General features: G+C 70.3%; 21 protein-coding genes and 1 pseudogene. 13 read left to right on the plus strand and 9 right to left on the minus strand.

Going from position 1 to position 24,436, the window contains the following annotated elements; genetic code table 11:
• Nucleotides 1-34: 34 nt before the first annotated feature.
• Entirely contained in the window at nucleotides 35-445 is a 411-nt protein-coding gene (locus AC6H2I_RS02940; RefSeq protein ID WP_497499076.1) for a hypothetical protein, read from the minus strand.
• Between the two features lie 121 nt (nucleotides 446-566).
• Nucleotides 567-1,535: a pseudouridine-5'-phosphate glycosidase gene (locus AC6H2I_RS02945; protein WP_497499077.1), complete on the minus strand. Its 969-nt coding sequence runs from the start codon at nucleotides 1,533-1,535 to the stop codon at nucleotides 567-569.
• 323 nt (nucleotides 1,536-1,858) lie between these two features.
• Here AC6H2I_RS02945 and AC6H2I_RS02950 point away from each other — a divergent pair, with 323 nt between their 5' ends.
• The 4 genes from AC6H2I_RS02950 to AC6H2I_RS02965 all read left to right on the plus strand — a co-directional run bounded on the left by AC6H2I_RS02950 (nucleotide 1,859) and on the right by AC6H2I_RS02965 (nucleotide 6,124).
• On the plus strand, nucleotides 1,859-2,089 hold the full coding sequence (locus AC6H2I_RS02950) for a hypothetical protein (protein ID WP_497499078.1): 231 nt from the start codon (nucleotides 1,859-1,861) through the stop codon (nucleotides 2,087-2,089).
• A gap of 46 nt (nucleotides 2,090-2,135) precedes the next feature.
• Nucleotides 2,136-3,185 (plus strand): ligase-associated DNA damage response exonuclease, encoded by a 1,050-nt coding sequence (locus AC6H2I_RS02955; protein ID WP_497499079.1) that lies wholly within the window; start codon nucleotides 2,136-2,138, stop codon nucleotides 3,183-3,185.
• Nucleotides 3,182-4,771, plus strand: a complete 1,590-nt coding sequence (locus tag AC6H2I_RS02960) for a cisplatin damage response ATP-dependent DNA ligase (RefSeq protein ID WP_497499080.1) — start codon at nucleotides 3,182-3,184, stop codon at nucleotides 4,769-4,771. Before AC6H2I_RS02955 ends, AC6H2I_RS02960 begins: the two co-directional genes overlap by 4 nt.
• 114 nt (nucleotides 4,772-4,885) lie before the next feature.
• Nucleotides 4,886-6,124 carry an MFS transporter gene (locus tag AC6H2I_RS02965; RefSeq protein ID WP_497499081.1) on the plus strand — a complete coding sequence of 413 codons (1,239 nt, stop codon included), beginning with the start codon at nucleotides 4,886-4,888 and terminating at the stop codon, nucleotides 6,122-6,124.
• A gap of 3 nt (nucleotides 6,125-6,127) precedes the next feature.
• Here AC6H2I_RS02965 and AC6H2I_RS02970 read toward each other — a convergent pair whose 3' ends face one another.
• Nucleotides 6,128-6,604, minus strand: a complete 477-nt coding sequence (locus tag AC6H2I_RS02970; protein ID WP_497499082.1) for a CYTH domain-containing protein — start codon at nucleotides 6,602-6,604, stop codon at nucleotides 6,128-6,130.
• 248 nt (nucleotides 6,605-6,852) lie between these two features.
• Here AC6H2I_RS02970 and AC6H2I_RS02975 point away from each other — a divergent pair, with 248 nt between their 5' ends.
• The 4 genes from AC6H2I_RS02975 to guaB all read left to right on the plus strand — a co-directional run bounded on the left by AC6H2I_RS02975 (nucleotide 6,853) and on the right by guaB (nucleotide 14,100).
• Nucleotides 6,853-7,257 (plus strand): 6,7-dimethyl-8-ribityllumazine synthase, encoded by a 405-nt coding sequence (locus AC6H2I_RS02975; RefSeq protein ID WP_497499083.1) that lies wholly within the window; start codon nucleotides 6,853-6,855, stop codon nucleotides 7,255-7,257.
• A gap of 156 nt (nucleotides 7,258-7,413) precedes the next feature.
• Entirely contained in the window at nucleotides 7,414-10,572 is a 3,159-nt protein-coding gene (locus AC6H2I_RS02980) for a PAS domain-containing hybrid sensor histidine kinase/response regulator (protein ID WP_497499084.1), read from the plus strand.
• Nucleotides 10,573-10,603: 31 nt separating this feature from the next.
• Complete coding sequence (locus tag AC6H2I_RS02985; RefSeq protein WP_497499085.1) at nucleotides 10,604-12,493, plus strand: response regulator; 1,890 nt, start codon at nucleotides 10,604-10,606, stop codon at nucleotides 12,491-12,493.
• Between the two features lie 128 nt (nucleotides 12,494-12,621).
• Nucleotides 12,622-14,100 (plus strand): IMP dehydrogenase, encoded by a 1,479-nt coding sequence (gene guaB, locus AC6H2I_RS02990; protein ID WP_497499086.1) that lies wholly within the window; start codon nucleotides 12,622-12,624, stop codon nucleotides 14,098-14,100.
• Between the two features lie 4 nt (nucleotides 14,101-14,104).
• On the opposite strand, the gene cbiB is transcribed toward guaB, so the two are convergent.
• Nucleotides 14,105-15,067, minus strand: a complete 963-nt coding sequence (cbiB, locus tag AC6H2I_RS02995; protein WP_497499087.1) for an adenosylcobinamide-phosphate synthase CbiB — start codon at nucleotides 15,065-15,067, stop codon at nucleotides 14,105-14,107.
• A 62-nt stretch (nucleotides 15,068-15,129) separates the two neighbouring features.
• On the opposite strand from cbiB, the gene cobD reads away from it, so the two are divergent.
• Nucleotides 15,130-16,197, plus strand: a complete 1,068-nt coding sequence (gene cobD, locus AC6H2I_RS03000; protein ID WP_497499088.1) for a threonine-phosphate decarboxylase CobD — start codon at nucleotides 15,130-15,132, stop codon at nucleotides 16,195-16,197.
• A 184-nt stretch (nucleotides 16,198-16,381) separates the two neighbouring features.
• Entirely contained in the window at nucleotides 16,382-16,879 is a 498-nt protein-coding gene (locus AC6H2I_RS03005; RefSeq protein WP_497499089.1) for an HXXEE domain-containing protein, read from the plus strand.
• Between the two features lie 45 nt (nucleotides 16,880-16,924).
• Here AC6H2I_RS03005 and AC6H2I_RS03010 read toward each other — a convergent pair whose 3' ends face one another.
• On the minus strand, nucleotides 16,925-17,662 hold the full coding sequence (locus tag AC6H2I_RS03010) for an SDR family oxidoreductase (RefSeq protein ID WP_497499090.1): 738 nt from the start codon (nucleotides 17,660-17,662) through the stop codon (nucleotides 16,925-16,927).
• Nucleotides 17,663-17,764: 102 nt separating this feature from the next.
• Here AC6H2I_RS03010 and AC6H2I_RS03015 point away from each other — a divergent pair, with 102 nt between their 5' ends.
• Nucleotides 17,765-18,754 carry an AraC family transcriptional regulator gene (locus tag AC6H2I_RS03015; protein ID WP_497499091.1) on the plus strand — a complete coding sequence of 330 codons (990 nt, stop codon included), beginning with the start codon at nucleotides 17,765-17,767 and terminating at the stop codon, nucleotides 18,752-18,754.
• A 9-nt stretch (nucleotides 18,755-18,763) separates the two neighbouring features.
• Here the strand turns inward: AC6H2I_RS03015 and AC6H2I_RS03020 are convergent, their stop codons facing one another.
• The 3 genes from AC6H2I_RS03020 to AC6H2I_RS03030 all read right to left on the minus strand — a co-directional run bounded on the left by AC6H2I_RS03020 (nucleotide 18,764) and on the right by AC6H2I_RS03030 (nucleotide 20,149).
• Entirely contained in the window at nucleotides 18,764-19,324 is a 561-nt protein-coding gene (locus AC6H2I_RS03020; protein ID WP_497499092.1) for a hypothetical protein, read from the minus strand.
• 175 nt (nucleotides 19,325-19,499) lie between these two features.
• Nucleotides 19,500-19,904, minus strand: a complete 405-nt coding sequence (locus AC6H2I_RS03025) for a type II toxin-antitoxin system VapC family toxin (protein WP_497499093.1) — start codon at nucleotides 19,902-19,904, stop codon at nucleotides 19,500-19,502.
• On the minus strand, nucleotides 19,901-20,149 hold the full coding sequence (locus tag AC6H2I_RS03030; RefSeq protein ID WP_497499094.1) for an AbrB/MazE/SpoVT family DNA-binding domain-containing protein: 249 nt from the start codon (nucleotides 20,147-20,149) through the stop codon (nucleotides 19,901-19,903). Before AC6H2I_RS03030 ends, AC6H2I_RS03025 begins: the two co-directional genes overlap by 4 nt.
• A gap of 416 nt (nucleotides 20,150-20,565) precedes the next feature.
• Between AC6H2I_RS03030 and AC6H2I_RS03035 the strand changes: the two genes are divergently transcribed.
• Both AC6H2I_RS03035 and AC6H2I_RS03040 read left to right on the plus strand, forming a co-directional pair.
• Entirely contained in the window at nucleotides 20,566-21,768 is a 1,203-nt protein-coding gene (locus AC6H2I_RS03035; protein WP_497499095.1) for a HEPN/Toprim-associated domain-containing protein, read from the plus strand.
• A 24-nt stretch (nucleotides 21,769-21,792) separates the two neighbouring features.
• Nucleotides 21,793-22,218: pseudogene (locus AC6H2I_RS03040) on the plus strand (ISAs1 family transposase); the annotation flags it as partial.
• A 91-nt stretch (nucleotides 22,219-22,309) separates the two neighbouring features.
• Here the strand turns inward: AC6H2I_RS03040 and AC6H2I_RS03045 are convergent.
• Nucleotides 22,310-24,358, minus strand: a complete 2,049-nt coding sequence (locus AC6H2I_RS03045; RefSeq protein ID WP_497499096.1) for an ATP-binding protein — start codon at nucleotides 24,356-24,358, stop codon at nucleotides 22,310-22,312.
• Between the last annotated feature and the right edge of the window lie 78 nt (nucleotides 24,359-24,436).

A 24,436-nucleotide genomic window follows, 5' to 3' on the forward strand; every position in this document is an offset into this window, starting at 1 on the left:
GTCCGCCCTCGTCCCGTGGGCGCCGTGCCGGGCGTCAGTGGCGGGTGCGGGCCGCGTTGACGTAGACGCCGTCACCGACGACCCCGAACAGGGCGTCGTCACCGGCCTCTTCGACCAGGTCGTCGTATTCCTGGGGGTCGATCAGCGCGAAGATGGAGGCGGTGCCCTCGGCGTCGAGGTCGCAGGCGACGACGCGGCCGAAGGCCTCCACCGAGGTGAAGAAGACCTCGGGCAGCGCCATGGCTTCCAGCTCCATGGCCACGCGGCACTCGATCTGGTGGGCGATCACGGCGGGCAGGCCGGCCCGCAGGTCGGCGGCCTGGGCGGCCCAGAGGACACGCTTGACGGGCGTCGCCGGGCGCGCGTCCTCGGACTCGCCGGTTTCCGGGGCAGTGGCGAGAGCAATCATCCGGGAGACCAGGTTGGACGAGTTCGACAGGCGCATCGGGACCTCCGTTGTGGGCGGCCCCACATTCGTCCAAGGCCCGTTAATGCAGGCTTAAGACGGATGGTGGCAGGAGGCTTACCACCTCGGAGTTAAGGCATATGACAAAGCACCGAGGCGGTCAATAGCGGAACCGGGCCGCGGGGGCCCTCGGGGGCAGGGCGCCGTCGCGCGTCGCAAGCTCGGCGTGGGCCGCGGCGATGCGGGCGGCGACACGGGCGTTGTTGGCGATCAGGGCGGCGTTGGCGTCGAGGCTGCGGCCATCGGTGAGGTCCGTCACCCGGGCCAGCAGGAAAGGGGTGAGCGCGGCGCCGCCGATCCCGTCCGCTGCCGCGGCTTCCAGTGCCAGGGTGATCGCGCGTTCCGCCTCCTCGGCGGCGATGGCGGCGTCCTCCGGGACCGGCACCGCCACGAGCACGCCGCCGTCGAGGCCGAGGCGCCACTTGGCGTGCAGCACGCGCGCCACCTCGTCCGCGCTGTCGCAGCGCTGCGCCACCGCCAGGCCGGAGGAGCGGGCGTAGAAGGCGGGGAGGGTGTCGGTGCCGAACCCCAGCACCGGCACGCCGCGGGTTTCCAGATATTCCAGCGTCTTGGGCAGGTCGAGGATGGCTTTGGCGCCGGCGCAGACGACGCAGACGTCGGTGCGCGCCAGTTCCTCCAGGTCGGCGGAGATGTCGAAACTGGTTTCGGCGCCGCGGTGCACGCCGCCGATGCCGCCGGTGGCGAACACCGCGATGCCGGCGAGCCCGGCCGCGATCATCGTCGCCGCCACCGTGGTCGCCCCGTCGGCCCGCGTCGCCAGGGCCACGGGAAGGTCGCGCCGGCTCAGCTTGCGCACCGCCCGCCCGCCGGTGGCGAGCCGTTCCAGGTCATCGCCGTCCAGGCCGATGCGGATGCGGCCGTCGAGCACGGCGACGGTCGCCGGCACCGCCCCTTCGGCGCGCACCGCCGCTTCCAGCGCGCGTGCGGTGTCCAGGTTGCGGGGGTGGGGCATGCCGTGGGCGATCACCGTGGATTCCAGGGCGACCACCGGTGCCCGGCGGGCCAGGGCGTCGGCAACCTCGGGCGCGATGGACAGATAGTCGTGCATGGTCCCTTCCCGTCGGCGGGGTGGCGCGGTGCCACCGCGCGCAGAATGCGGGTCGCCGCGCCCTTGCGCAAGAGCCCGCCACCGTCGCGATCTGAAATATGGGGCAACAAACAATACCCGTCGGTGCGGTCCAAATACTGGGTGGCACGCCACAAGACGAGCGGACGCCCCGCCGGTTTACCGGGACCGGCGGTTTTTGCTATGATCCGGTGTCAGCGGGGGGCGGGGCGACGGTGGCCTGTGCAGGGCCGGGGCACGGGCGCCCGCGTGCGGGCGCGGCGCGGGTGGGGGCGACAACGGCAGACGCAACCAGGGAGGAAGCCATGCTGACGTACCGCGACATGGTGGCGTTCTATTCCGGACCGCAGTCCCGGGAATGGGAGGCGGTTCTGCGGCTGCTCGGGCACGTCCCCGACGACGGCGACGGCGACGGCGACGGCGACCGCGATGGCGGCGGCGCGGCCGCGGCCGATCGGCGGGACTCCCCCGGGTCGCCCGCCCGCCGGTTCCGTCCCGGCGATCTGCGGGCCAGCCGTGCCGGCAGCGGCCGCTAGGAGGCGCCGTGTTGGCGCCATGGGCGCCACGTGACATAGTGGCGGCATGAGCGCCGCACGACCCGTCGTGTCCACTGTCCGGCCGGCCGACTCGCATCCCGAGCGCTGGGTCCGGGTGACCCCCGAAGGGCTTTTCGTGGTGCCCGGCGGATTCCACGTGGACCCGCTGCGGCCGGTGGAGCGGGCGGTGATCACCCACGGTCATTCCGACCACGCCCGGCCGGGACACCGCCATGTGCTCGCCACGCCGCCGACGCTGGCCATCATGCGCCAGCGCCTGGGCGAGGGGGCGGGGAGCAGCCTGCAGGCGCTGGACTGTGGCGTGCCGCTGCGGGTCGGCGACACCACGGTGCGGCTGATGCCGGCCGGCCACGTGCTGGGCAGCGCCCAGGTGGTGATCGAGCACGCCGGCGCGCGGGTCGTCGTGTCCGGCGACTACAAGCGGGTGGCCGACCGCACCTGCGCCCCGTTCGAGCCGGTGCCCTGCGATGTCTTCGTCACCGAGGCGACCTTCGCGCTGCCGGTGTTCCGTCATCCCCCCGACACCGGGGAGATCGCGCGCCTGCTGCATTCCCTGACGGTGTTCCCGGAGCGCACCCACGTGGTGGGCGTCTACGCGCTCGGGAAATGCCAGCGCGTGCTGAGCCTGCTGCGGGCCGCCGGCTACGACCGCCCGGTCTACCTGCACGGCGCGCTGCCGCCCATGTGCGAGATCTACGCCGGGTTCGGGGTGGCGCTGGGCGAGCTGCGGCCGGCCACCGTCGCCGCCAGGGACGAGCTGCGCGGCGCCCTGGTGCTGGCCCCGCCGGGCGCCATCGCCGACCGCTGGGCGCGCCGGCTCAGCGATCCGGTGGTGGCCATGGCGTCGGGCTGGATGCGGGTGCGCCAGCGGGCGCGCCAGCGCGGCGTGGAGCTTCCGCTGGTGATCTCCGACCACGCCGACTGGGACGAGCTGGTGCGCACCCTGGAGGACGTCGGCGCGCCGGAGGTGTGGGTCACCCACGGGCGGGAGGAGGCGCTGGTCCACCAGGCCGGCCGCATGGGCATCCGCGCCCGCGCCCTGGCCCTGATCGGCTTCGAGGAGGAGGGGGCGTGAAGCGGTTCGCCGCGCTGATCGACGCGCTGGTCTTCATGCCCTCGCGCAACGGCAAGATCCGCCTGCTGGCCGACCACTTCGCCCACACCCCGGACCCGGACCGCGGCTGGGCGCTGGCCGCCCTCACCGAGACGCTGGTGTTCCGCGAGGCGAAGCCGGCGGCGATCCGGGCGCTGGTGCTGTCGCGGGTCGATCCGGAGCTGTTCGCCTGGTCCTACGACTACGTCGGCGACCTCGCCGAGACGGTGGCGTTGATCTGGCCCGGCGGGCCGGAGCACGGGCACCCCGATGGCCTGCCCGGCGATCCGCCCAGCCTGGACACCGTGGTGCGGGCGCTGCGCGAGGCCCGCCGCGGCGATGTGATCGGTCTGCTCGAGGGCTGGCTGGACCGCCTCGACGCGTCGGGGCGCTTCGCGCTGCTCAAGCTGATCACCGGGGCCCTGCGGGTGGGCGTCTCGACCCGCCTCGCCAAGACCGCACTGGCCGGCTGGGGCGGGGTGGAGCCCCACGCCATCGACGAGTGCTGGCATGGCCTGAGCCCGCCCTACGAGGACCTGTTCGCCTGGCTGGAGGGGCGGGCCGGGCCGCCGGTGCCGGCCGGTGGCGCCGGCTTCCGGCCGCTGATGCTGGCCACGCCGCTGGAGGAGGACGCCACCGCCGGCGTTGACCCTGCCGCCTACTGCGCGGAGTGGAAGTGGGACGGCATCCGCGTGCAACTGGTGGCGCGCGGCGGCGAGCGGCGGATCTACAGCCGCACCGGCGACGACATCTCCGGCGCGTTCCCCGACGTGACCGACCACATGAGCTTCGACGCCGTGCTGGACGGCGAGCTGCTGGTGGTCCGCGACGGGGTGGTGGCGCCCTTCAACGACCTGCAGCAGCGCCTCAACCGCAAGGCCGTCACGGCCCGGACCCTGCGCGAGTACCCGGCCTTCGTCCGCCTGTACGACATCCTGTTCGACGGTGCCGACGACCTGAGGCCGCTGCCCTTCGTGGAGCGCCGGGCGCGGCTGGAGCGCTGGGCGGTGGCGACCGGGCCGCGGCGGATGGACCTGTCGCCCCTGGTGCCGTTCGCGCGGTGGGAGGAATTGGCGGCCCTGCGCGACGGGGCGCGGGAGGCCGGCATCGAGGGGTTGATGCTGAAGCGCCGCGACAGCCCGTACGTGGCGGGACGGCCGAAAGGGCCGTGGTTCAAGTGGAAGCGCGGCGCCCTGACCCTCGACGCGGTGCTGATGTACGCCCAGCGCGGCCACGGCAAGCGCTCCAGCTTCTACTCCGACTTCACCTTCGGGGCGTGGCGCGGCGACTCGCTGGTGCCCGTCGGCAAGGCCTATTTCGGCTTCACCGACGCCGAACTGGTGGAACTGGACCGCTGGGTGCGCGCCAACACGGTGCGCCGCTTCGGTCCGGTGCGGGAGGTCGCGCCGGGCCTGGTCCTGGAGGTCGCCTTCGACAGCGTCCACCGCTCCGGCCGCCACAAGAGCGGGGTGGCCATGCGATTCCCGCGCGTCCACCGCATCCGCTGGGACAAGCCGGCCGCCGAGGCCGACCGGCTGGAGACCTTGGAGCGGATGATCGTCGGGTAGGCCGGTGCGGCATGGCCGGCCGGGATGGCTGCCCTGCAGGGCCGGCGCTTCCGCATCGTGGAACGGATGGTCAGTATCGCTGTCTCACAATCGCGACACGCGGGGAGAGCGCCGGTGGACGGAGGCCATCACGTCGAGGCCGAGGAGCGCGACGGCGGGTACCTGACGGTTGGCACCCCGGCCTTCCGCCGCGCCCGCTTCAGCCTGTTCGTCGCCGGGTTCTCGACCTTCGCCACGCTCTACTGCGTGCAGCCGCTGATGCCCTCCTTCGCCGAGGAGTTCGCGGTCAGCCCGGCGGACAGCAGCCTCGCCCTGTCGCTCTCCACCGGCGCGCTCGCCTTCGCCATGCTCGTGGCCGGGGCGCTGTCCGACGCCTGGGGCCGCAAGCCGGTGATGCTGGCCTCGCTGCTGGCGTCGGGCGTGCTGGGGCTGGCCGCGGCGGCGGCCCCGGACTGGCACTGGCTGCTGGTGGTGCGCACCCTGGAGGGGGTGGCGTTGAGCGGGCTGCCGGCGGTGGCGATGGCCTATGTCAGCGAGGAGGTCGACCCCAAGGCTGCCGGGGTGACCATGGGGCTCTACATCGGCGGGACGGCGCTGGGCGGGATGTCCGGCCGCGTGCTCACCGCCACCGTCGCGGATCTCGCGGACTGGCGCATGGCGATGGCGGCGGTCGGTCTGCTGGGGCTGGCGGCGGGGCTCGTGCTGTGGCGGGGCCTGCCGGCGTCGCGCCGATTCGTGCGGCGCCCGCCGGGGCTGGGCGAGCTGGCGGCGGGCTGGCGCGCCCATCTCGGCGACCCCGGCCTGCTCGGCCTGTTCGCCCTGGCCTTCCTGATGATGGGCGGCTTCGTCACCATCTACAATTACACCGGGTTCCGGCTGATGGCGGCGCCGTTCGACCTGCGCCCGGCGGCGGTGGGGGCGATCTTCCTGGTCTATGTCGCCGGCGTGGTCGGCTCGCCCTGGTTCGGCGCGTTGGCCGGCCGCCATGGCACCGGACGGGTGCTGCTGGCGGCGGTCGTGCTGACCCTGGCCGGGCTGGTGGTGATGGAGCCGCCGTCGGTCATCGCCGTCGTCGCCGGGCTGGCGCTCTTCACCTTCGCCTTCTTCGGTGCCCACGCCATCGCCAGCGGCTGGATCGGTCAGCGCGCCCGCACCGCGCGGGCCCAGGCCACGGCCCTTTATCTCTTCAGCTACTACATGGGATCGACCCTGGCCGGCTACGCCGGGGGCCTGTTCTGGAGCGCGTGGGGATGGACCGGCGTGGCCGGCTTCGTCGCCGCGCTGCTGCTGGTGGCGGTGGCCATCGCCGCCCGCCTGTGGGCGGCGGCGCGGCGCGGGTCACCGCCGGCGTGAGGATCAGGCCGCCAGCAGGGCGGCGTCGACGGGGCGCCGGCTCAGCGCCGAGTTGCCGAAGCGCCGGTCGGCGGTGATCTCGCGGCCCACCCAGTCGGGCAGGGGCAGCGGCTGGTCCGGCCGGTCCAGCTCCACCTCGGCGATCACCAGGCCGCTGTTGGCACCGTGGAAGACATCGACCTCCCACACCAGCCCCTGGTGGGGGATGCGGTAGCGGGTCTTCTCGAGCCGGGCCTCGGCGCAGCTGTGGCGCAGGACCTCGGTCGCGAACGCCGCGCCGATCTCCCACTCCAGTTCGGTGCGGACGCCCCCGGCCGGGCGTGTCTTCATGGTGAGGAACGCCTTGGCGCCGACCACCCGGACGCGCACTGTCTGGGTGCTGACGCAGGGCAGATAGCCCTGCAGAATGCGTTCGCCCCCGTGGCAGAGATGGGTGATGTCGCGCGCGACCAGGAACCTCCGCTCGATCTCCAGCGGCATGGCTCGCCCCCCCGTCCGGTGTTCCCCGGGCGCGGAGCATAGTCCTTCGTCCACGTTCGGTCCAGCGCCCGTTGCAGAATGCAAATGCGACCGCCGGCCGCGTGTCGGCGCGGTAACACAGCGGGCGCGGTGTCCGGGCGATTGCCGCGCCTGGCGCGGTGTCCGGGCGATTGCCGCGCCCCGGTGCGGCGACTAGAGTGCCCGGCGACGGGGGCCGCCGGGCCCGCGGCTGGAGAGGGAGTGACGACGTGGCGACCATCGGGATCGTGCTCGGCCGGTTTCACCGTGCGCAGGGTGAGGAAATGCTGGACGAGGCGCGCGGCGTGGCCGGGCGCCTGGGCCTGTCGGTGGGGGCCGAGGTGTGGGTCCCCGGGTCGATGGAAAAGCCACTGGCGGTCAAGCGCCTGCTGATGCGCGACGACATCGACGCGGTGGTCGCTCTGGGCATCATCGAACGGGGCGAGACCGATCACGGCCTGGTGATGGGCCACGCGGTGGTCGGCAGCCTGATCGGCCTGCAGCTGGAGTTCATGAAACCGGTCGGCGTCGGCATCCTCGGCCCGGGCATCCATCCCTCGCAGATCGCGCCGCGGGTGCGCCCCTACGCCGCCGCCGCCGTCGAGGCCGCCGCGGCGATGCTGGCGACCGCCTGACCGCCTGACCGCCTGACCGCCGCCACCGCCGCCACCGCCGCCCGACCGCCGCGCCGGTCCGCCCGGGCAACACGATGTTAACGGGTGGGGCCCTACAGACGGGCGACACCCGCGAGTCGGCGGGAGGACGCGGCGGACGCGGAGCGGACGGTGGACGTGACTTCATCCCTTGGGCAGGGCGACCGGCTCGGCACCGGCTCGGCCGCGCCGCGCCGGGTGCGCGCCCGGACCATCGTCCTGCCCGGGTTGTTGCTGCTGGTGCTGGGCATGACGGCCATCCTCGGCCTGTTGGCCTTCGCCGCCGAGCGCCAGGACCGCATCGCCGCGGAGACCGCGGCGCGGGTCGTCCGCTCGGTCCTCGCCGGCGAGCGCCGGATTCTGGAGGTCGCCGCGGCGGACCACGCCGGTTGGCCCGGCGGCGTCACGGAGCCGCTGGGCGGCCACGAGCGCGCCGCCACCGACACCTTCCTGATCGGCGATGACGGTGCCGTGCTGACCGCCACCCGGCTGGGCCGGCCGGTCGGCCCCGACCGCTTCGCGCGACTCGGCCCCGGGGCGCGGCGGCTGGTCGGCCGCGCCCGGGGCGGCCAGGGGGCGGTGTCCGGTACGGTGGCGGCGCCGGCCGGTGCGGCCGGGGCGGTGGCGGGCGCCGACGACCTCGTCCTGCTGGCCGCCGTGGACGCGTCGGACGGCCACGCACCGGGTGCCGTCCTGGTGCTCGCGCGCCGGCTCGACGGCGCCGCGCTGGCCGGGGTCGGCGCCGCGTTCGGATTCGACGGCCTGCGGTTCGTGGCCGGGGCGGCCGGTGGCAGCGGCGACGAGAGCCGCGGCGGGGTGGCCCTGGCGGGCCCGGACGGCGCGGTGATCGGCCATGTCCGGTGGGAGCCGTCGCAGCCGGGAGCGCTGATGATGGAGCGCATGGTGCCGTCGGTGCTGCTGGTCATGGCGGCGATGGCGGTGCTGGCCTTCGTCATCATCCGCCGGGCGCTGGGGGCGGCGGCTGCGGTGGACCGCGCCGCCGGCCTGGTCGCCGCCGCCGGCCGCGATCTGGAGGAGAGCCGGCAGCGCCTGCGCGACTTCGCCGAGGCCGCCTCCGACTGGTTCTGGGAGACCGGGCCCGACCACCTCTACACCTATGTGTCGGAGCGCCTGGCGGCGCTTCTGGAGGGCGACCCCGCCGCGGCGTTCGGGCGGTCGCTGGGGGACCTCGGCCGGCTGGTCGAGGACGCCCGGTCGTGGCGGGAGACCGCCGCCGACATCGCCGCCCGCCGCCCCTTCCGCGACCTCGAGGTGACGCTGCCCGGCGGGGCGGCGGGCACGCGCATCCTGCGCCTCAGCGGGCGTCCCGTGCACGACGCCGAGGGGCGGTTTCTCGGCTACCGCGGGACCGGGGTCGACGTCACGGCGGAGACCCTGGCGCAGATCGAGGCGCGCTTCCTGCAGACCCTGCTGCGCGATGCGCTGGACAGCGTCTCCGAAGGTTTCGTCCTGTTCAACCCGGAGGGCCGGCTTCTGCTGTGCAACGCGCGCTACCGCCAGGCCTACCCGACCATCGCCGACGTCCTGGTGCCGGGCGTGTCGTTCGAGGAGATCCTTCGTGTGGCGGCGGAGCGCGGCGGCTACGAGGACGCGCGCCAGGACATGGGATCGTGGATCGAGGATCGCATGCGCCGCCACCTCGCCCCGGGCGGGCCGGTCGACCGGCGCCTGTCGGACGGCCGCTGGTACCGCATCAGCGAGCACGCCACCGGCAGCGGCGGCATCGTCAAGATCCTCATGGACATCACCGAGCTGAAGCTGCGCGAGGAGGAGCTGGCGGGGCAGACGGGACGGCTGCGGGCGACCCTGCGCAGCATCAGCCAGGGGATCTGCATGGTCGACGCCGGCGGCCGGCTCGCCGCCTGGAACGACGACTTCGCCCGGCTGCTCGGCGTGCCCGAGGTGCTGGTCGTGTTCGGCACGCCGCTGGCCGACCTCCTGGCCCACACCGGAAGTCCGGCGGTGGCGGCGGCGCTGGACCCCGGCCCGAACCCCGACACCGGCGCCGAAGCGGGGCGCCGCGCCCCGCTGGCGGTGGGGGACCGTTTCCTGGAGGTCCGGCGCTCGCCCATCCCGGAGGGCGGATTCGTCGCCACCCTCACCGACGTCACCGACCGCCTGCACGCCGAGCGGGAGATGCAGCGCGCGCAGAAGATGGAAGCGGTGGGCCGGATGGCCGGCGGCGTCGCCCACGAGTTCAACAACCTGCTGACCGCGATCGGCGGCTTCGCCCGGCTGGCCGAGCGCCACCCCGACGAGCCGGTCCGGGTGCTGACCTGCGCACGCGAGATCGCCAAGGCGTCCGACCGCGCCGCCGCGCTGACCGGCCAATTGCTGGACTTCAGCCGGCGCCGGCCGGCCGAGGAAACCGAGGTGGTCCGGCTGTCGGCGCTGCTCGGCGACCTCAGGGTCTTCCTGAAACCCCTGCTGGGCGCCGGCATCGACATCGTGCTGGACATCCGCGACCCCGCGGTCTGCACCGTCGCCAACCCGGTGACCCTCAACCAGGCCCTGCTGAACCTCGCCATCAACGCCCGCGACGCCATGGGGGAGGGCGGCACCCTGACGGTCACCCTGGACAGCGTCGTTCCCGACGCCGCCTTCCTGGCCCGCCACGAGGCGGTGCGGCCGGGCCGCTACGCCGTGCTCCGCGTCAGCGACACCGGCGGCGGCGTGCCCGCCGACCTGCGCGACCGCATCTGGGAGCCGTTCTTCACCACCAAGGGACCGGGCAAGGGCACGGGCCTCGGCCTGTGGATGGTCTACGGCACCGCGCGCCAGGCCGGCGGCGCGGTGGAGCTGGAGAGCGAGCCCGGCCGCGGCGCCGCCTTCTCGGTGTACCTGCCGGCCGCCGCCCCCGCCCCGGCGGCGGACGCCGCCGCCACCACCGCCACCCTGGCGGAGGGCGAGACCGCGGCGGTGCTGCTGGTCGACGACGAGGAGTCGGTGCGGTCCTATCTGCGCCTGGTGCTGGAAGAGGCGGGCTGTGTCGTGACCATGGCGGGCGACGGGGTCGAGGCGCTGGAGCGCTTCGACGAGGGCGGCGGGCTGTTCGACCTGGTGGTCAGCGACGTCGCCATGCCGCGGATGAACGGCGCCGACCTCGCCCGGGCGTTGGCGGAGCGGAACCCGGACCTGCCCATCCTCTTCCTCACCGGCTACGCCTCGCGCGCCGCCGCCCGCGGGCTCACCGCCGGGCCGTCGCGCCGCCTGCTGATGAAACCCGTCGGTCCCGACGCGCTGGTGGCCGCGGTCCGAGCCCTGATCGCCCAATGATCCGTTTCGACCCGCCGAGTGGAGGCTGACCATGGCGTCGGACAGCGACCTGCCCCAGGCGCCCGATGGCGACCGCGATGCCGACGGCCCGGGCGAGCCCCTGGAGTGCCGCGCGGCGGACGACCTCTACACGCCCCAGGCCCGGGAGAGCATCGGCCGGTTCTGCGAGCGCCTGCTCAACGAGAACGCGCTGACCCCGACCGAGGTGCTGCACGGGCCGCGCCACCAGACCACCCTGTCCAACCAGCCGCTGTTCGTCGGCATCCTGCAGCAGGTCGACCGGACCATGCAGCGCGCCATGGGGTCCATCGACCACCTGGTCAACGACGTCGCCCGGCTGACCCGCGAGCGGGTCAAGGAGTGGAGTGTGCCGACGCTGACCCCGGCGTCCTACGGCGAGACCATCGGCCGGGTTCTGGCGACGGCGCAGGCGTTCCAGGCCCGCTTCGTCGCCGACGCCGCGCTGACCCAGCACCTCCAGGCCAGCCGGACCTTCGCCGAGAAGGCGGCGCTGCTGGTCGAACTGGCCGCCGGCACCGGAGACGCCGACGCCCTCGCCCCGATCGACCGCCTGCTGGGGGAGATCGTGCGCTGCGAGGCCGGCATGGCGTCGGTCGCCGGCGACCTGCCCTTCGACATCCTGGTCGACGCGATCACCGCCCTGGTCACCGGCGACCGCGCCCTGGAGGAGGACGCGCCGGCGCTGCTGCGCGATCTGGAGCGGCTGATGCGCCGGACGGCGACGCCCGCCCTGACCGACGGCTTGCTGGTGGCGCTGCGCCGCACGCTCGGCCGCCCCGACCGCCTGACCACGACCAGCCGCGGCGACCTCCTGGTGGTGGAGACGGTGCAGCGCGAGGCCCTGGCGCTGGGGGCGTTGGCGGACCGGCTGCGCGGCCCGGATGGCTTTCTGGGCGGGCCGCGCACCGCGGCCTCGATCGAGCGGCGGATGTCCCTGCTGATCAACGAGGACACCCTGCCGGAGCTGGTTAAGGGCCGCAGCTATGTGGAGAGGTTGGAGATCCTGTTCATGGTCAAGGCGATGCCCCTGGCCGCGACCTCGGCGCGGGCGGTCGACGCCTACCTGAAGCAGTATTTCGAGAGCCGCGACTTCGCCGGCCGCCTGCTCGACTGCTGGAAGGACCGGGTGGGCAAGCTGAAGGGCCTGGCCGGGGTGCAGCGGCTGGTCCTGGCCTCCCCCTTTCCCGAGGACGAGCGCGCCGCCCTGGCCGACCAGCTCGACGAGATCCAGAGCGCGTTCATCCGCACCCAGCGCCTGCTGGCCCCCTTCGCCGCGAAGGCCGACCCGCCCCCCGACCGCGTCCTCGATCTGCTGAAGCTGGCCGCCGACAACGCCTTCTGCCAGGGCCGGAGCCGTGTCGCCGTGGCCCGGGTGCTGTACCGCCAGGTCCACCGGCCGCGCTTCCTGCGGCCCTTCCTGCTGTCGGCGGGCGGCGCCAAGGACCGGGCGCCCCGCGCCGCCTGGCTGCGCGGCGTCTTGGCCGCCCTGGGGCTGCCGTTCCTGGACCTCGCCGCGGTCACCGTCCTGCTGGTCGACGACGAGGAGGGGCTGCGCGCCTACGGGGAGTCGGTGCTTCGCGAGCTGGGCATCGGCACCGTGGAGACGGCGGTGGACGGGCGCGACGCCCTGGACCGCTTCGCCGCCGACCCGGACCGCTACCACCTCATCGTCTGCGACTGGATGATGCCCCAGGTCAGCGGGCTGGAGGTGCTGGAACAGGTGCGTGCGACCCGCCCCGACCTGCCGTTCCTGATGGTCACCGCGCTGGCCACCCGCAAGGCGGTGGAGCGCGCCCTGGCCAGCAACGTGTCCGCCTACATCGCCAAGCCGTTCACGCCGGAACAGCTGGAGGAAAAGACGCTGCTGGTGTTGACCCAAGGGGATGCGCCCCAAGGATAAGGGGACGGGCCGCGGCATGGCAGGACTGCGGCGGCGGCGGGCCGGTGGCGGCGGCGGGCCGGGGCTTGGCCCTTCACAAGCCGACCTCCTTGTGTATAGTGCCGCAACATTTAGCGGGGAGACGGGCAATGGCGCGCGATATGGCGATCCGCGAGGCGTTGACGTTCGATGACGTCCTTCTGGTTCCGGCGGAATCCTCGGTCCTGCCGGGTGACGTGGACACGCGCACCCGGCTGACCCGGTCGATCGAACTGGCCATCCCCCTGATCTCCTCGGCCATGGACACGGTGACCGAGAGCGCCCTGGCCATCGCGCTCGCCCAGGCCGGCGGCATCGGCACCATCCACCGCAACCTCGACGTCGAGCGCCAGGCCGAGGAGGTCCGCAAGGTCAAGCGGTACGAGAGCGGCATGGTGGTCAACCCGATCACCATCACGCCGGGGGCCACCCTGGCCGACGCCCTGCAGCTGATGGCGGCCTACCGCATCTCCGGCATTCCCGTGGTCGACAGCATGGACGCCCGCGGCACCGGCACGCTGGTGGGCATCCTCACCAACCGCGACGTGCGCTTCGCCACCGACCCCAAGCAGCCGGTCAGCGAGTTGATGACCAAGGAGCTGGTCGCCGTGCGCGAGGGGGTCAGCCAGGAGGAGGCCAAGCGCCTGCTCCACCAGCACCGCATCGAGAAGCTGCTGGTGGTCGACGAGGACTACCGTTGCATCGGCCTGGTCACGGTGAAGGACATCGAGAAGGCCCAGGCCTTCCCCAACGCCTGCAAGGACGAGAAGGGCCGCCTGCGCGTCGCCGCCGCCACCGGCACCGGGACGGACGGCCTGCGGCGCGCCGAGGCGCTGTTCGACGCCGGGGTCGACGTGCTGGTGGTCGACACCGCCCACGGCCACTCGACCAAGGTGCTGGAGCAGGTCCGGGCGGCGCGCAACATGTCCAACTACACCCAGGTGATCGCCGGCAACGTCGCCACCGGCGACGCCGCCCGGGCGCTGATCGACGCCGGCGCCGACGGCGTCAAGGTGGGCATCGGCCCCGGCTCGATCTGCACCACCCGCATCATCGCCGGGGTGGGCGTACCCCAGCTCACCGCCATCATGGACGTGGTGGAGGCCTGCCGCGCGTCCGGGGTGCCGGTGATCGCCGACGGCGGCATCAAGTTCTCCGGCGACCTCGCCAAGGCGATCGCCGCCGGCGCCGACTGCGCCATGCTGGGCAGCCTGTTCGCCGGCACCGACGAGAGCCCGGGCGAGGTCATCCTCTACCAGGGCCGCTCCTACAAGAGCTACCGCGGCATGGGCTCGGTGGGGGCGATGGCGCGCGGCTCGGCCGACCGCTACTTCCAGCAGGAGGTGTCGACCATGAAGCTGGTGCCGGAGGGCGTCGAGGGCCGGGTGCCCTACAAGGGCCCGGTGTCGGCGGTCATCCACCAGCTGGTCGGCGGCCTGCGCGCGGCCATGGGCTACACCGGCAACGCCACCATCCCCGACATGAAGACGCGCGCCACCTTCGTGCGCATCACCAACGCCGGGCTGCGCGAGAGCCACGTCCACGACATCACCATCACCAACGAATCGCCCAACTACCGCCAGGACTGACCGTTCACACGGCCAGCGCCGTCAGCGCGCACGCCCCCAGCAGGACCACGCAGGCGCGCCGGTAGACGGCCAGCGCGCGGTCGATGTCCTCGGCCGTCGCCGCCGTGCGGCCCGGCCCCATCCAGGCGTCGACGATCCGGGTGGCGCCGTAGGTGCGCGGGCCGCCCAGGCGCAGGTCCAGCGCCCCGGCCATCGCCGCCTCCGGCCAGCCGGCGTTGGGCGAGCGGTGGTGGCGGGCGTCGCGGCGCACCGCGGCCAGCGCCGCGCCGGGGTCGGCCCCCGGCGCCAGCCAGGCCCCGGCGGCGATCAGCAGCGCCGCCAGCCGCGAGCCCGGCAGGTTCACCAGGTCGTCGAGCCGCGCCGCCGCCCAGCCGAAGGCCTCGTGGCGCGGCGTGCGGTGGCCGATCATGCTGTCGGCGGTGTTGATGGCCTTGTAAAGCGCGATGCCCGGCAGCCCGCCCAGCGCCAGCCACACCGCCGGCGCCACCACCCCGTCGGAGAAGTTCTCGGCCAGGCTCTCCACCGCCGCCCGGCACACCGCCGGCTCGTCCAGGCTGGCCGGGTCGCGGCCGACGATCCGCCCCACCGCCGTGCGCCCGGCCTCCAGCCCGCCCAGGCGCAGGGCGTGGGCGACCTCGAACACGTGGTCGTGCAGGCTGCGCTGGGCCAGCAGGGTGGAGGCCAGCGCCGCCTCCAGCAGCCAGCCGAAGGGCAGGGGGCGGACCGCCCCGGCCAGGGCGGTGGCGGCGGCCCACACCACCGCCAGCAGCACCCCCAGCGCCAGCACCCCGGCGAGGCGCCGCCGCCACGGCGCGGCACCGTCGTGGTTGAGCGCGCGGTCCAGGCGGTCTATGAGGGCACCGATCCACATGACGGGATGGCCGATGCGGGCGAGGACCGGCTCGGGGTAGCCCGCCGCCGCCTCCAGGACGAGGGCGGCGGCGAGCACGGACAGGTGGGCGTCCACGGGATCTCCGGCAGGGCGACGGGGGCAGGGCGGGCGACGGGCAGGGGGGACAGGAGCGGGGGATGATGGCGCAAACCGACGAGGGGACCAAGCCCGCCATGAGCGCGGCCGAGGAGATGGCGCCGGGGGGAGTGGTGGCGCACGGCGGCGACCTGGACGCGGCCCGTGCCGCCTTTCCCGGCGCGCCGGAACCGTGGCTGGACCTGTCCACCGGCATCAGCCCCTGGCCCTACCCCCTGCCGCCCCTGCCGGCCGCGGCCTGGACCCGGCTGCCCGGCCGCGCCGCGGCGGACGCGCTCAGCGCCGCCGCGGCCGCCGCCTACGGCGCCCCGGGCGCCGACCATGTGGCCGCCGCCCCCGGCACCCAGGCGCTGATCCAGGCCCTGCCGCGGCTGCGCCCGCCGGGCCGGGTGGCGGTGCTGGGGCCGACCTACGCCGAGCACGCCCGCGGCTGGGCCGCCGCCGGGCACACGGTGACCATGGTGGGATCGCTCGACGGGGACGGCGGGAACGCCAACGTGGTGGTGGTGGTCAACCCCAACAACCCCGACGGCCGGGTGCTGCCCGCCGGCGCGCTGCTGGCCCGCGCGGCGGCGCAGGCGGCGCGCGGCGGCTGGCTGGTGGTGGACGAGGCCTTCGCCGACGTGGTGCCCGCGGCCAGCGTCGCCGCCGCGGCCGGCCGGCCGGGTCTGGTGGTGCTGCGCTCCTTCGGCAAGTTCTACGGGCTGGCCGGGCTGCGCCTGGGCTTCGCGCTCGCGGCCCCGCCCCTGGCGGCGGCCATCGCCGCGGCGCTGGGGCCGTGGGCGGTGGCCGGCCCGGCCCTGGCGGTGGGCACGGCGGCGCTGGCCGACGCGGCGTGGGCCGACGCCGCCCGCGCCCGGCTGGCCGCGGCGGCCGACGCCCTGGACGGCGAGCTGGCCGCCGCCGGCCTGGCGGTGGAGGGCGGCACGCCGCTGTACCGCCTGGTGCGCGACGCCCGCGCGGCGGAGATCCACGCCGGTCTGGGCCGCCGCGGCATCCTGGTGCGCCGCTTCGCCGACCGCCCCGACCGCCTGCGTCTCGGCCTGCCCGCCACGCCGGCCGACTCCGCCCGCCTCGCCGCCGCCCTGGCCCGGCTGGCGCTGGGGTAGGGGGGCCTCGGGAAGGGGCAGGGCGATCGCATGAGGGCATGCCCTCTCCCGCCCCGGGAGAGGGTGTGAGAGGCAACGGCACCTCCAGCCGGGCGGCGGCGGCTGGATCGGCCCCCTTGCGTGTCCGGCGGTGCGGCGGTAGCCATGTCCCCGTCGCCATCCGCGCCGCCCGTCGGGAGCCGTCATGTCCGTGTCGTCCGCGCCGGTTGCCACGCCCCGCTTCCACCGGCTGGTCTGGTTGATGCCGGCGGCCTTCGCGCCGCACATCGCCGAGGAGTACGCCGCGGGCTTCCCCGACTGGGTCACCCATGTGCTGGGCAGCGCCATGACGGGCGGGCAGTTCCTGGCCAACAACGGCGCGTTCATGGCGATCCTGCTGGGCCTCACCGCCTGGGCGGCCTGGCGGCCCTCGGCCCTGTCGGCCTTCGCCCTGCTGTGCTGGGCCAGCGGCAACCTGTTCTGGAACGCCGTGTTCCACCTCGCCACCACGGTGCTCTACGACCGCTATTCCCCGGGGCTGGTGACGGCGGTGGTGCTGTACCTGCCGGTGTCCGTGGCGGTGGGCTGGGCGGCGCTGGCCGGGCGGGTGGTCTCCCGCCCGGCCTTCGCCGCGGCGGTGGCGGTTGGCGCGGCGCTGATGCTGCTGGTCATTTGGGGCGCGCTGGTCCGCCAGGCGAGCTGACCCGCATCCCCTGACCGGCGCCCCCCGGCCGGCGCCCCTCCCGGCCTAGGCCGCCAGCGCCTCGGCGTCGGCCCCGGCGGGCAGGCGCAGGGGGCAGGCGGGGTCGGTGGCCGCGCGCCACACCGCCTGGGCCACGTCGCGCGCCGTGGTGACCGTGGTGTCCTGCTGCCAGCCGGCGAAGACGCTCTGGGCCAGGGCGGCGTAGGCCTCGGGGATGCCCTCGGCCATGCGGGTGCGGGCGCTCTCGCCGAAGCGGGTCTCCGGCGCCCGGCCCGGCAGCACCAGGCGCACGCGCACGCCGAACGGCTCCAGTTCCAGGGCCAGGCTTTCGGTGAAGGCGTTCACCGCCGCCTTGCTGGCGGTGTAGACCGACAGCAGGTGCAGGGGCTTCAGGGTCACGCTGGAGGTGACGTTGACCACCACGCCGCCGCGGCGCTCCCGGAACTGCGGCAGCACGGCGCGGGTCATGGCGATGGTGCCCAGCGTGTTGGTCTCGAACACGGCGCGGGCCGTCGCCATCGGCAGGCCTTCCAGGGCGTTCAGCACGCCGATGCCGGCGTTGTTGACCAGCGCGTCGAGCGGCCCGGCCGCCGCCACGGCGCGGGCGATGCTGTCGGCGTCGGTGACGTCGAGGGGGAGCATGCGCAGCCGCTCCGACGGCGGCAGCAGGCCGTCGTGGGGCGTGCGCATGGTGGCCACGACCGACCAGCCGTGGTCGAGGAAGTGGCGTGCGGTCTCCAGGCCGAAGCCGGAGGAGCAGCCGGTGATGAGGACGGTGGGCATGACGCTTCCTGTCGGAATGAGGGGGGCCGGCATCCCGGCCCCGTGTGACAGGAAGGATAGGCGCCGCCGGCCGGACGCGCTATCATCGACAATCCGAGTTTCATGAGCGAAAGTCCGGAAGTGACCGATCCGCTGGCCCAGGTGGTCGAGCTGCTGCAGCCCGCCGCCGCCTTCTCCAAGCTGGTGTCGGCCCGCGGCGCCTGGCGGGTGCGCCGGGCCGAGGCGGGCCGCCCCTTCTACTGCGCGGTGCTGGAGGGCGCCTGCCGGCTGGCCGCCGACGGGCACCCGCCGGTCGTCCTGGAGGCGGGCGACTTCGTCCTGATCCCCGCCGCCCAGGACTTCGCGACGTCGAGCCTCGCGCCGCCGCCCGAACCCCTGGTGAGCGTGCCGGTCGAGGTCGCCCCCGGCGTCTTCCACCTGGGGGCCGCCGACGGGGACCGCGCCGATGGCGACGGGGAGCCGGCCGGGGTGCGGATGCAGGTCGGCTACTGCGCCTTCGGCGCGCCGGACGCGGCGCTGTTGGTGTCGCTGCTGCCGCGGCTGGTGCACGTGCGCGGCGACCGGCGGCTCACCACCCTGGTCCAGCTGGTGGACGAGGAGGCGCGGCAGCGGCGCCCCGGCCGCGACGTCATCCTGGCCCGCCTCCTGGAGGTGCTGCTGATCGAGGCGCTGCGGTCCGGGGCATTGCGGTCCGGGGCGCTGCGTTCCGGGGCACTGCGGTCCGGGGCGGGCGACGCCGGTCCGCCCGGCCTGCTGCGCGGGCTGGGCGACGCGCGCCTGGCCGTGGCCCTGCGGCGCCTGCACGAGCGCCCCACCGCCCCCTGGACGGTGCCGCAACTGGCCCGCGAGGCGGGGCTCTCCCGCTCGGTGTTCTTCGACCGCTTCCGCCGCGCCGTGGGGCTGGCGCCCATGGCCTACCTGCTGCACTGGCGCATGGCCCTGGCCAAGGACCTGTTGGGCCGGCACGGGGCCGGCGTCGCCGAGGTCGCCGAGCGGGTCGGCTACGGCTCGGCGAGCGCGTTCAGCATCGCCTTCTCCCGCCACGTCGGCGTGCCGCCCACGGTGTTCGCGCGGGCCGGCGGGACGGGGTGAAGGGGGGCGTCAGACGCTGGACGCCGTCCAGGCGGTGCCGGCGAGGGCCGGGGCGGGGCGGGGCGGCGTCGTCGCCACCGCCCGGTTGACGACCTCGCCGTCGAGATTGATGAAGTGGCGGGCCGTGCGCGCCAACTGGTCCGGCGCCACGTTGTTGGCCTTCAGCTCCTCCCACATTTCGTCCATCTCGTGTTCGGGCCGGCCGAGGTAGCTGTCGGTGATGCGGTCGATCAGCTTCTGCTGGTCGACCGTCACGTAGGGCATGTATCCCTGGGCGTTGACGGGCAGGGCCACCTGGTACGCCGGCGGGTCCGTGGTGCGGCCCTGCACGACCGCGTCGCGCTCGCGCTTGTAGGCGGCCAGCTCGCCCTGCATCCGGGCGATCTCCTCGGCCTCCCGCTGCGCCGCCAGCTCCGCCGGGGACGGGGCCTCGGCGGCCCCGGTCCCGTCCGACAGGACATCGGCGAAGCTGGCCACGCCGGCCGCCGCCGCCCCGGGCGCCCCTGGCGCCTTGGCCCGATCCGGGACCCGGGTGTCGCCCACGGGGGCAACGCGATCAGAGACGTGCATGGCCATCCTCCCCTGCCGCCGCGCGGCGCTTGCCGTTCGTGGGCGAAGGAAGCAAGGTGTGTGCCAGCGGCAGACGCGGAAGGACAAGGGGTCGGGCGCGCCGGACGCCGGTTTCCAGGGTGTTTGGCCCGGCAGGGTTTGCCCGTGGGAAGGTTTCGCCCGGCCCGTCCGGCCGTCAGCTCGACGCGGCGCCCGGCACGGTCACCGCGTCGGTCCCGCCCCGAACCGCCAGTGCGCGGTCGACGGTGACGAGACGATTGGCCTTGGCCTTGCGCGCCTCGAAAAGACTGACGCCGTCGGCGAAGTCGCCACCGGAGTCGAGCATGCGCAATCCCGCCTCGGCGGCGGCGCGGTTCGTCTCAACGGTCCGGCTGGCGACCAGGGGGCGCAGGACGCGGACGATGTCCGCGGCAGAAGTGTGGTAGGCCCGCTTCAGGCCACGCACCACCTCGCACAACACCACCGTCGGGATGACCACCGCCCCGGCGCCTCCGATCACACGGGCGGCCTCGGCCGCCTGTGCGGGATCGTCCCAGGTAAGGAAGCGCACCAGGACGTTGGTGTCGGCCGCGATCCTCACGCGTCGTCGCCCCTCTCGACGGCGTCCTGCATGGCGTCCAGCGACACCGGCGTCTGGCCGGGGCGCCGCAAGGCGCCGCGCAGCTCTGCCAAGTTGGCGCGGGCGCCGGCCGGCCGCAACTCGGCCCGGCCGTCCGGCAACAGTTCCACGTCGATCCGCCCCCCGGGTTTGACGCCGAGGTGGTCGAGCACGGCTTGGCGGAGGGTGACTTGGCCCTTTGCGGTGACCGTTAGTTCCACTCTCATGGTGTGCTCTCCCTCAGGCAGATCACACCCAAAAGTGAGGCGATCACAACCTTACTTCAAGGGATGAACAGAATCGCCTGGACAGGTCGGCGGCTGTTCGTCGATAGTGTTGAAAAAGCTCCGGAGCCTGACGGAAAGACAAGTTTTCCGTCTTGCCGTGGCCATATCACGCAAAAAGACTGCCTATAGTCCTGACGGAGCGACGCATCGTTACGCCAAGCCGGCTATGAAGTTCTTGATGGATACTTTTTCAACACTATTCGTTAGGAACGGACATTCAGCAGCATCATTGATGCTGCCGAAAGCGGCCCGTCACTATCGGGTGCCCAGCGAGGGAAACGGATCTTGTCGGTATTGCAGTGGCATATGTTAAAATACTCAGTCCGAAGTTCGAAGCCACGTTCGAAGGAATGTCTATGGGGTCGATGATTGCACTGCGCCTTGGGAATCTTGAACTAGACTGGGGAAAGAACACGTTCTTTCGCAATCACTCCCCGCTGTTCGAAAAGGCCGACCTTGCCGAAGCCGAATATTTCTACGCGGAAAACGAAGTTGTCGTGCTTCCGGCTTATGCTCGGAAACTGAGCCGTGTCATCCCTCGGCTTGAATTGCTCGGGTTCAGCATCGACGGCTGCCGGACGGCCTACGCTGAAGCGCTCCGGCATGTACCGCACTATTATCCGAAGGTGAATATCGACTTTGATGCATTTCGTCAGGTGCTCTGCGCCGTTGATCTCGACCGGGTCCGCAACGACGGATATGACGGCGACTTCGACTTCGGTGAATTTGCACAATACGTCTTGAACGACCCAGAATTCAGACGGATCGGGGCCACCCTCTCGGGCGGCGCGACACGTGACAACGGTATCTTTTTCGAAAACCTCGATCCTTACCTGACCCTTCGGTTGTTGGGCGAGAATCCCGCTAATTTGGAGCGTGAACTCATTTGGGGAGTTCACGATGTCATTGCGGGCGGATGGGTCGAGAATGACGAAGTGTTCGAGCCACTGCCCGATGAGAGCAAATTCTTGATTGTTACCGAGGGCTCGTCGGACTCTAATATCCTTAAAATCGCGCTGCCTCTCGTCGCACCTGACGTCGCGGACTTCTTTAATTTCGTGGACATGAAGGACAATTATCCCTTCACTGGCACCGGCAACTTAGTGAATTTTTGCAAGGGACTCGCCGCTATAAACGCACAAAATAAGATTATCGTCGTCTTGGATAATGACACTGCAGGTCAGGAGGCCTTATTAGGTCTGCAAAGCCTGAAGCTGCCGCGCAACATGCGGACGGTGTCACTGCCATATCTCGACGCGTTCAGTCGCTTTCCGACGCTCGGGCCATCCGGCGAGGTCTTCGAGGACGTGAATGGGCGTGCCGTCGCCATCGAGTGCTTTCTTGACCTCGCGTTCGGGCCGCGCGAACCCTGTGCAATCCGCTGGACCGGCTTCAATCCGCGCCGCCAAGCCTATCAGGGTGAACTCGTCGGCAAGGAGCGTTACGCTACCGCCTTTTTTGAGAATGCCACCAAGGCAGACTACAATCTGAGCAAGCTGCGTGTCTTGTGGGAGCACATCCTTCAAGCCTGTTCGATGGAGACTAGCCCGCGAAGCTGACTCCACCGACGCCCGAGAAAGGACGTCCACCTGCCCGCCGTCGCCGCCATCGTTCGGGTGGTCAGCAAGGCCGAAATGAAGGATCGCTGCCGCACCGACACGCGCTATTACATCACTTCTGCCCCGCTTGCCGCCCGGGTGGCGGCCGAGGCCGTGTGTGGCCACTGGGGCATCGAGAACCAACTGCACTGGGTGCTCGACATCGTATTCAACGAAGACCGGTTCCGCCTGCTCAAACGCCACAGCGCCCTGAAAAGGTCCGTCGTCCGCCACTTTGTCGCCGACCTCGTCCGCAAGGCCACCGAACCCGCCCGGCCACGCTCCGGGTTACGACGTGCCAACGAAAAGCCCGCCGCCACACCCAGACCCACCAGCATAAAACTCCGCCGCAAGATGGCTGGCTGGGACACCGATTACCTCCAAGCCATCCTCAACATTAAAATCCGTTAACCTGAATTCGGAGCCCCGGAGTCCGGTTGCGGCAAATGGCAACGAACTCTGTGTCCAGAACACAGCGAAGTTGCGTGAAAAGATTCGAGCTCTACGTCGAATTTGTAATAATGCCAGGAACATTGCTCAGTATATTCAAAAACCACTCGAAGCTATTCATGAAGTTTCTCTTATCTGTATCTGTCAGCGGTTTTGTGTGCGCGTCAATTCTCCTGGCAATATTTATGGTATCCAGATTCATTTCGAATCGGCTAGGATCTTGGCCGAAATATGGTTGAAACATTTTCCAGTTTTTGACGAAAATAGGCTTAAGATCTGACAAGAAAAGTTCACTGATTGCATCCTGTGGCCGTCGTCCAACAAACAATTGCCTCCGATCATTAGATTTTTGCCCGCCACCCAGTCCTGAGGTAATTAATTTCGTAATTGAATGGTCATTGAAGGCCGTAGCATATCCAAAAATTGTGATAAGTAAAGTGCGCAGCCCCATTTCAACAGTAGTGCGTCGCTCGAACAGTGCGGCTAGATCATCAAGATTCGGAACCGACGGCAGAACTTCGGGAGGCAGATCACCTCTCTTAAACGGCGAAATTGCCGTTTTATATGCCGTCCCATGTTCAATAAGGAAATCACGCATATCGAGCATAGAAAAATCTAATGTGCTTTCATCAATAATCCCATACTTTGTAAAGCGAATCTTCATGTCTTCATGTTCTTTAAGAAAATCAGAGGCAAAATTCTGATCTTCAGCCAAAACTCGCAAAAGCTCATATTCATCTGGATACCACCATATTAGAGAAAGTAAAATATCTTTTATCGGCTGCGAAAGTCTAGACTTTATATTTGCTGCATTCGACTCAAATACCTTTTTGTCAAGTATCGGTCTTGTTTTGATTTGAGCAGTATTGTGCGACCGGACGGCTTCGCTGCATGCGAGTCGGATTAGGTATGGATGGCCACCATATGCCGATTGCAAGTATTTAAAGCACGACTCTTCGAACGCGACGCCGGAGTATTTTCCAATCGAACGAACCATATCACGTACGCTGCTTGTTCCTAATGGTTCGAGGTAATAGGGCACCGCGAGCTGGAATATCGGGTTTGGGACATCTCCAAAGTTCGGTTGTTCAACGCTCGAGGGATTTACCCCGGCGACAATGAAGGTTAGCTTTCCTCCCGTTTCCTGTGAAACAGAACGTATAGTTTGCCATAGTGGTTGAAAATCAGAGTCCCAGTGCTGCCCTAGATTGTTAGATATTCCTGGAGTAATGAATTCCACTTCATCAAGCAATAAAACGATTTGATTCGTGTCGTCGCTTTGCAAAAGCAGTTTAGCAACGCGAGAAAATTCGGTTGCCGCATTTGTTGATGAATACGGATTCCAGGAAAATTCGCTATTTGACGCTCGGCGTTTGGCCGCCGCTACGATGCGTCGCGTTATTTCCTCCAGAACTTGCCACCAACGTCCACCATAAATGCCAGGATTTTGGCAATCTATATATTCACATATTGATTTTGTGGCTTCAAGACGTCGCTGAATAGCAAAAAGAACAGATGTTTTTCCGGTTTTTCGCAGTCCAAAAAGTCCAGATTGTTCCTGGCGCGCGAGCGCGCGAGTCATGAGTTCCTGAACAAGCGGCTGACGACCGTAAAAATAACGGTCATGTTTGATTGGGGAAGACATTCCAAAAAGGTCAAATTGACCAACTCGTTTGGCGATGCGGCTTCGAACAAAAAAAGGGCCGCGTTGTTTATCCAACAGCTCGTTGCTAGAGATTGGAACGAGAATTCGGTCTGTCTCATTGGCAACAAGGGCGTCCATATACTCTTGGTCACCTTCATAAACTATAAGAACAACCACCTTCTCCGTCCGGTCACGCAAATCATCACTACTCAGAATCTCCCCAAGAGCTGTGAGCAAGCGAGCGTCTGGCCGCTGGTGTGGAGAGTACAGAGTAAGTACTTCGAGAACAAACCCAAATCGTTCCGCGGTATGATTGTTTGCTGAGCACAGCCAAAAAAATTGTCCAAACGAAATGTTACCGTGGGTAATGTCAAATGCTTCGTTCAAAGCCTCTGCTAATTGGGCTTGCCTTGGATGCTTATCGAAGAATATATCGCGAGCTGCTTGCTTAATCATCGGTCTTTCCTCCGCGAACTTAAACAGTTTCTGTGAGGTCAGTGATGGCGTGCCTCAGTAGCGACATTGATGACAACC

It is taken from the genome of Azospirillum sp. NS33, from assembly GCF_059703765.1.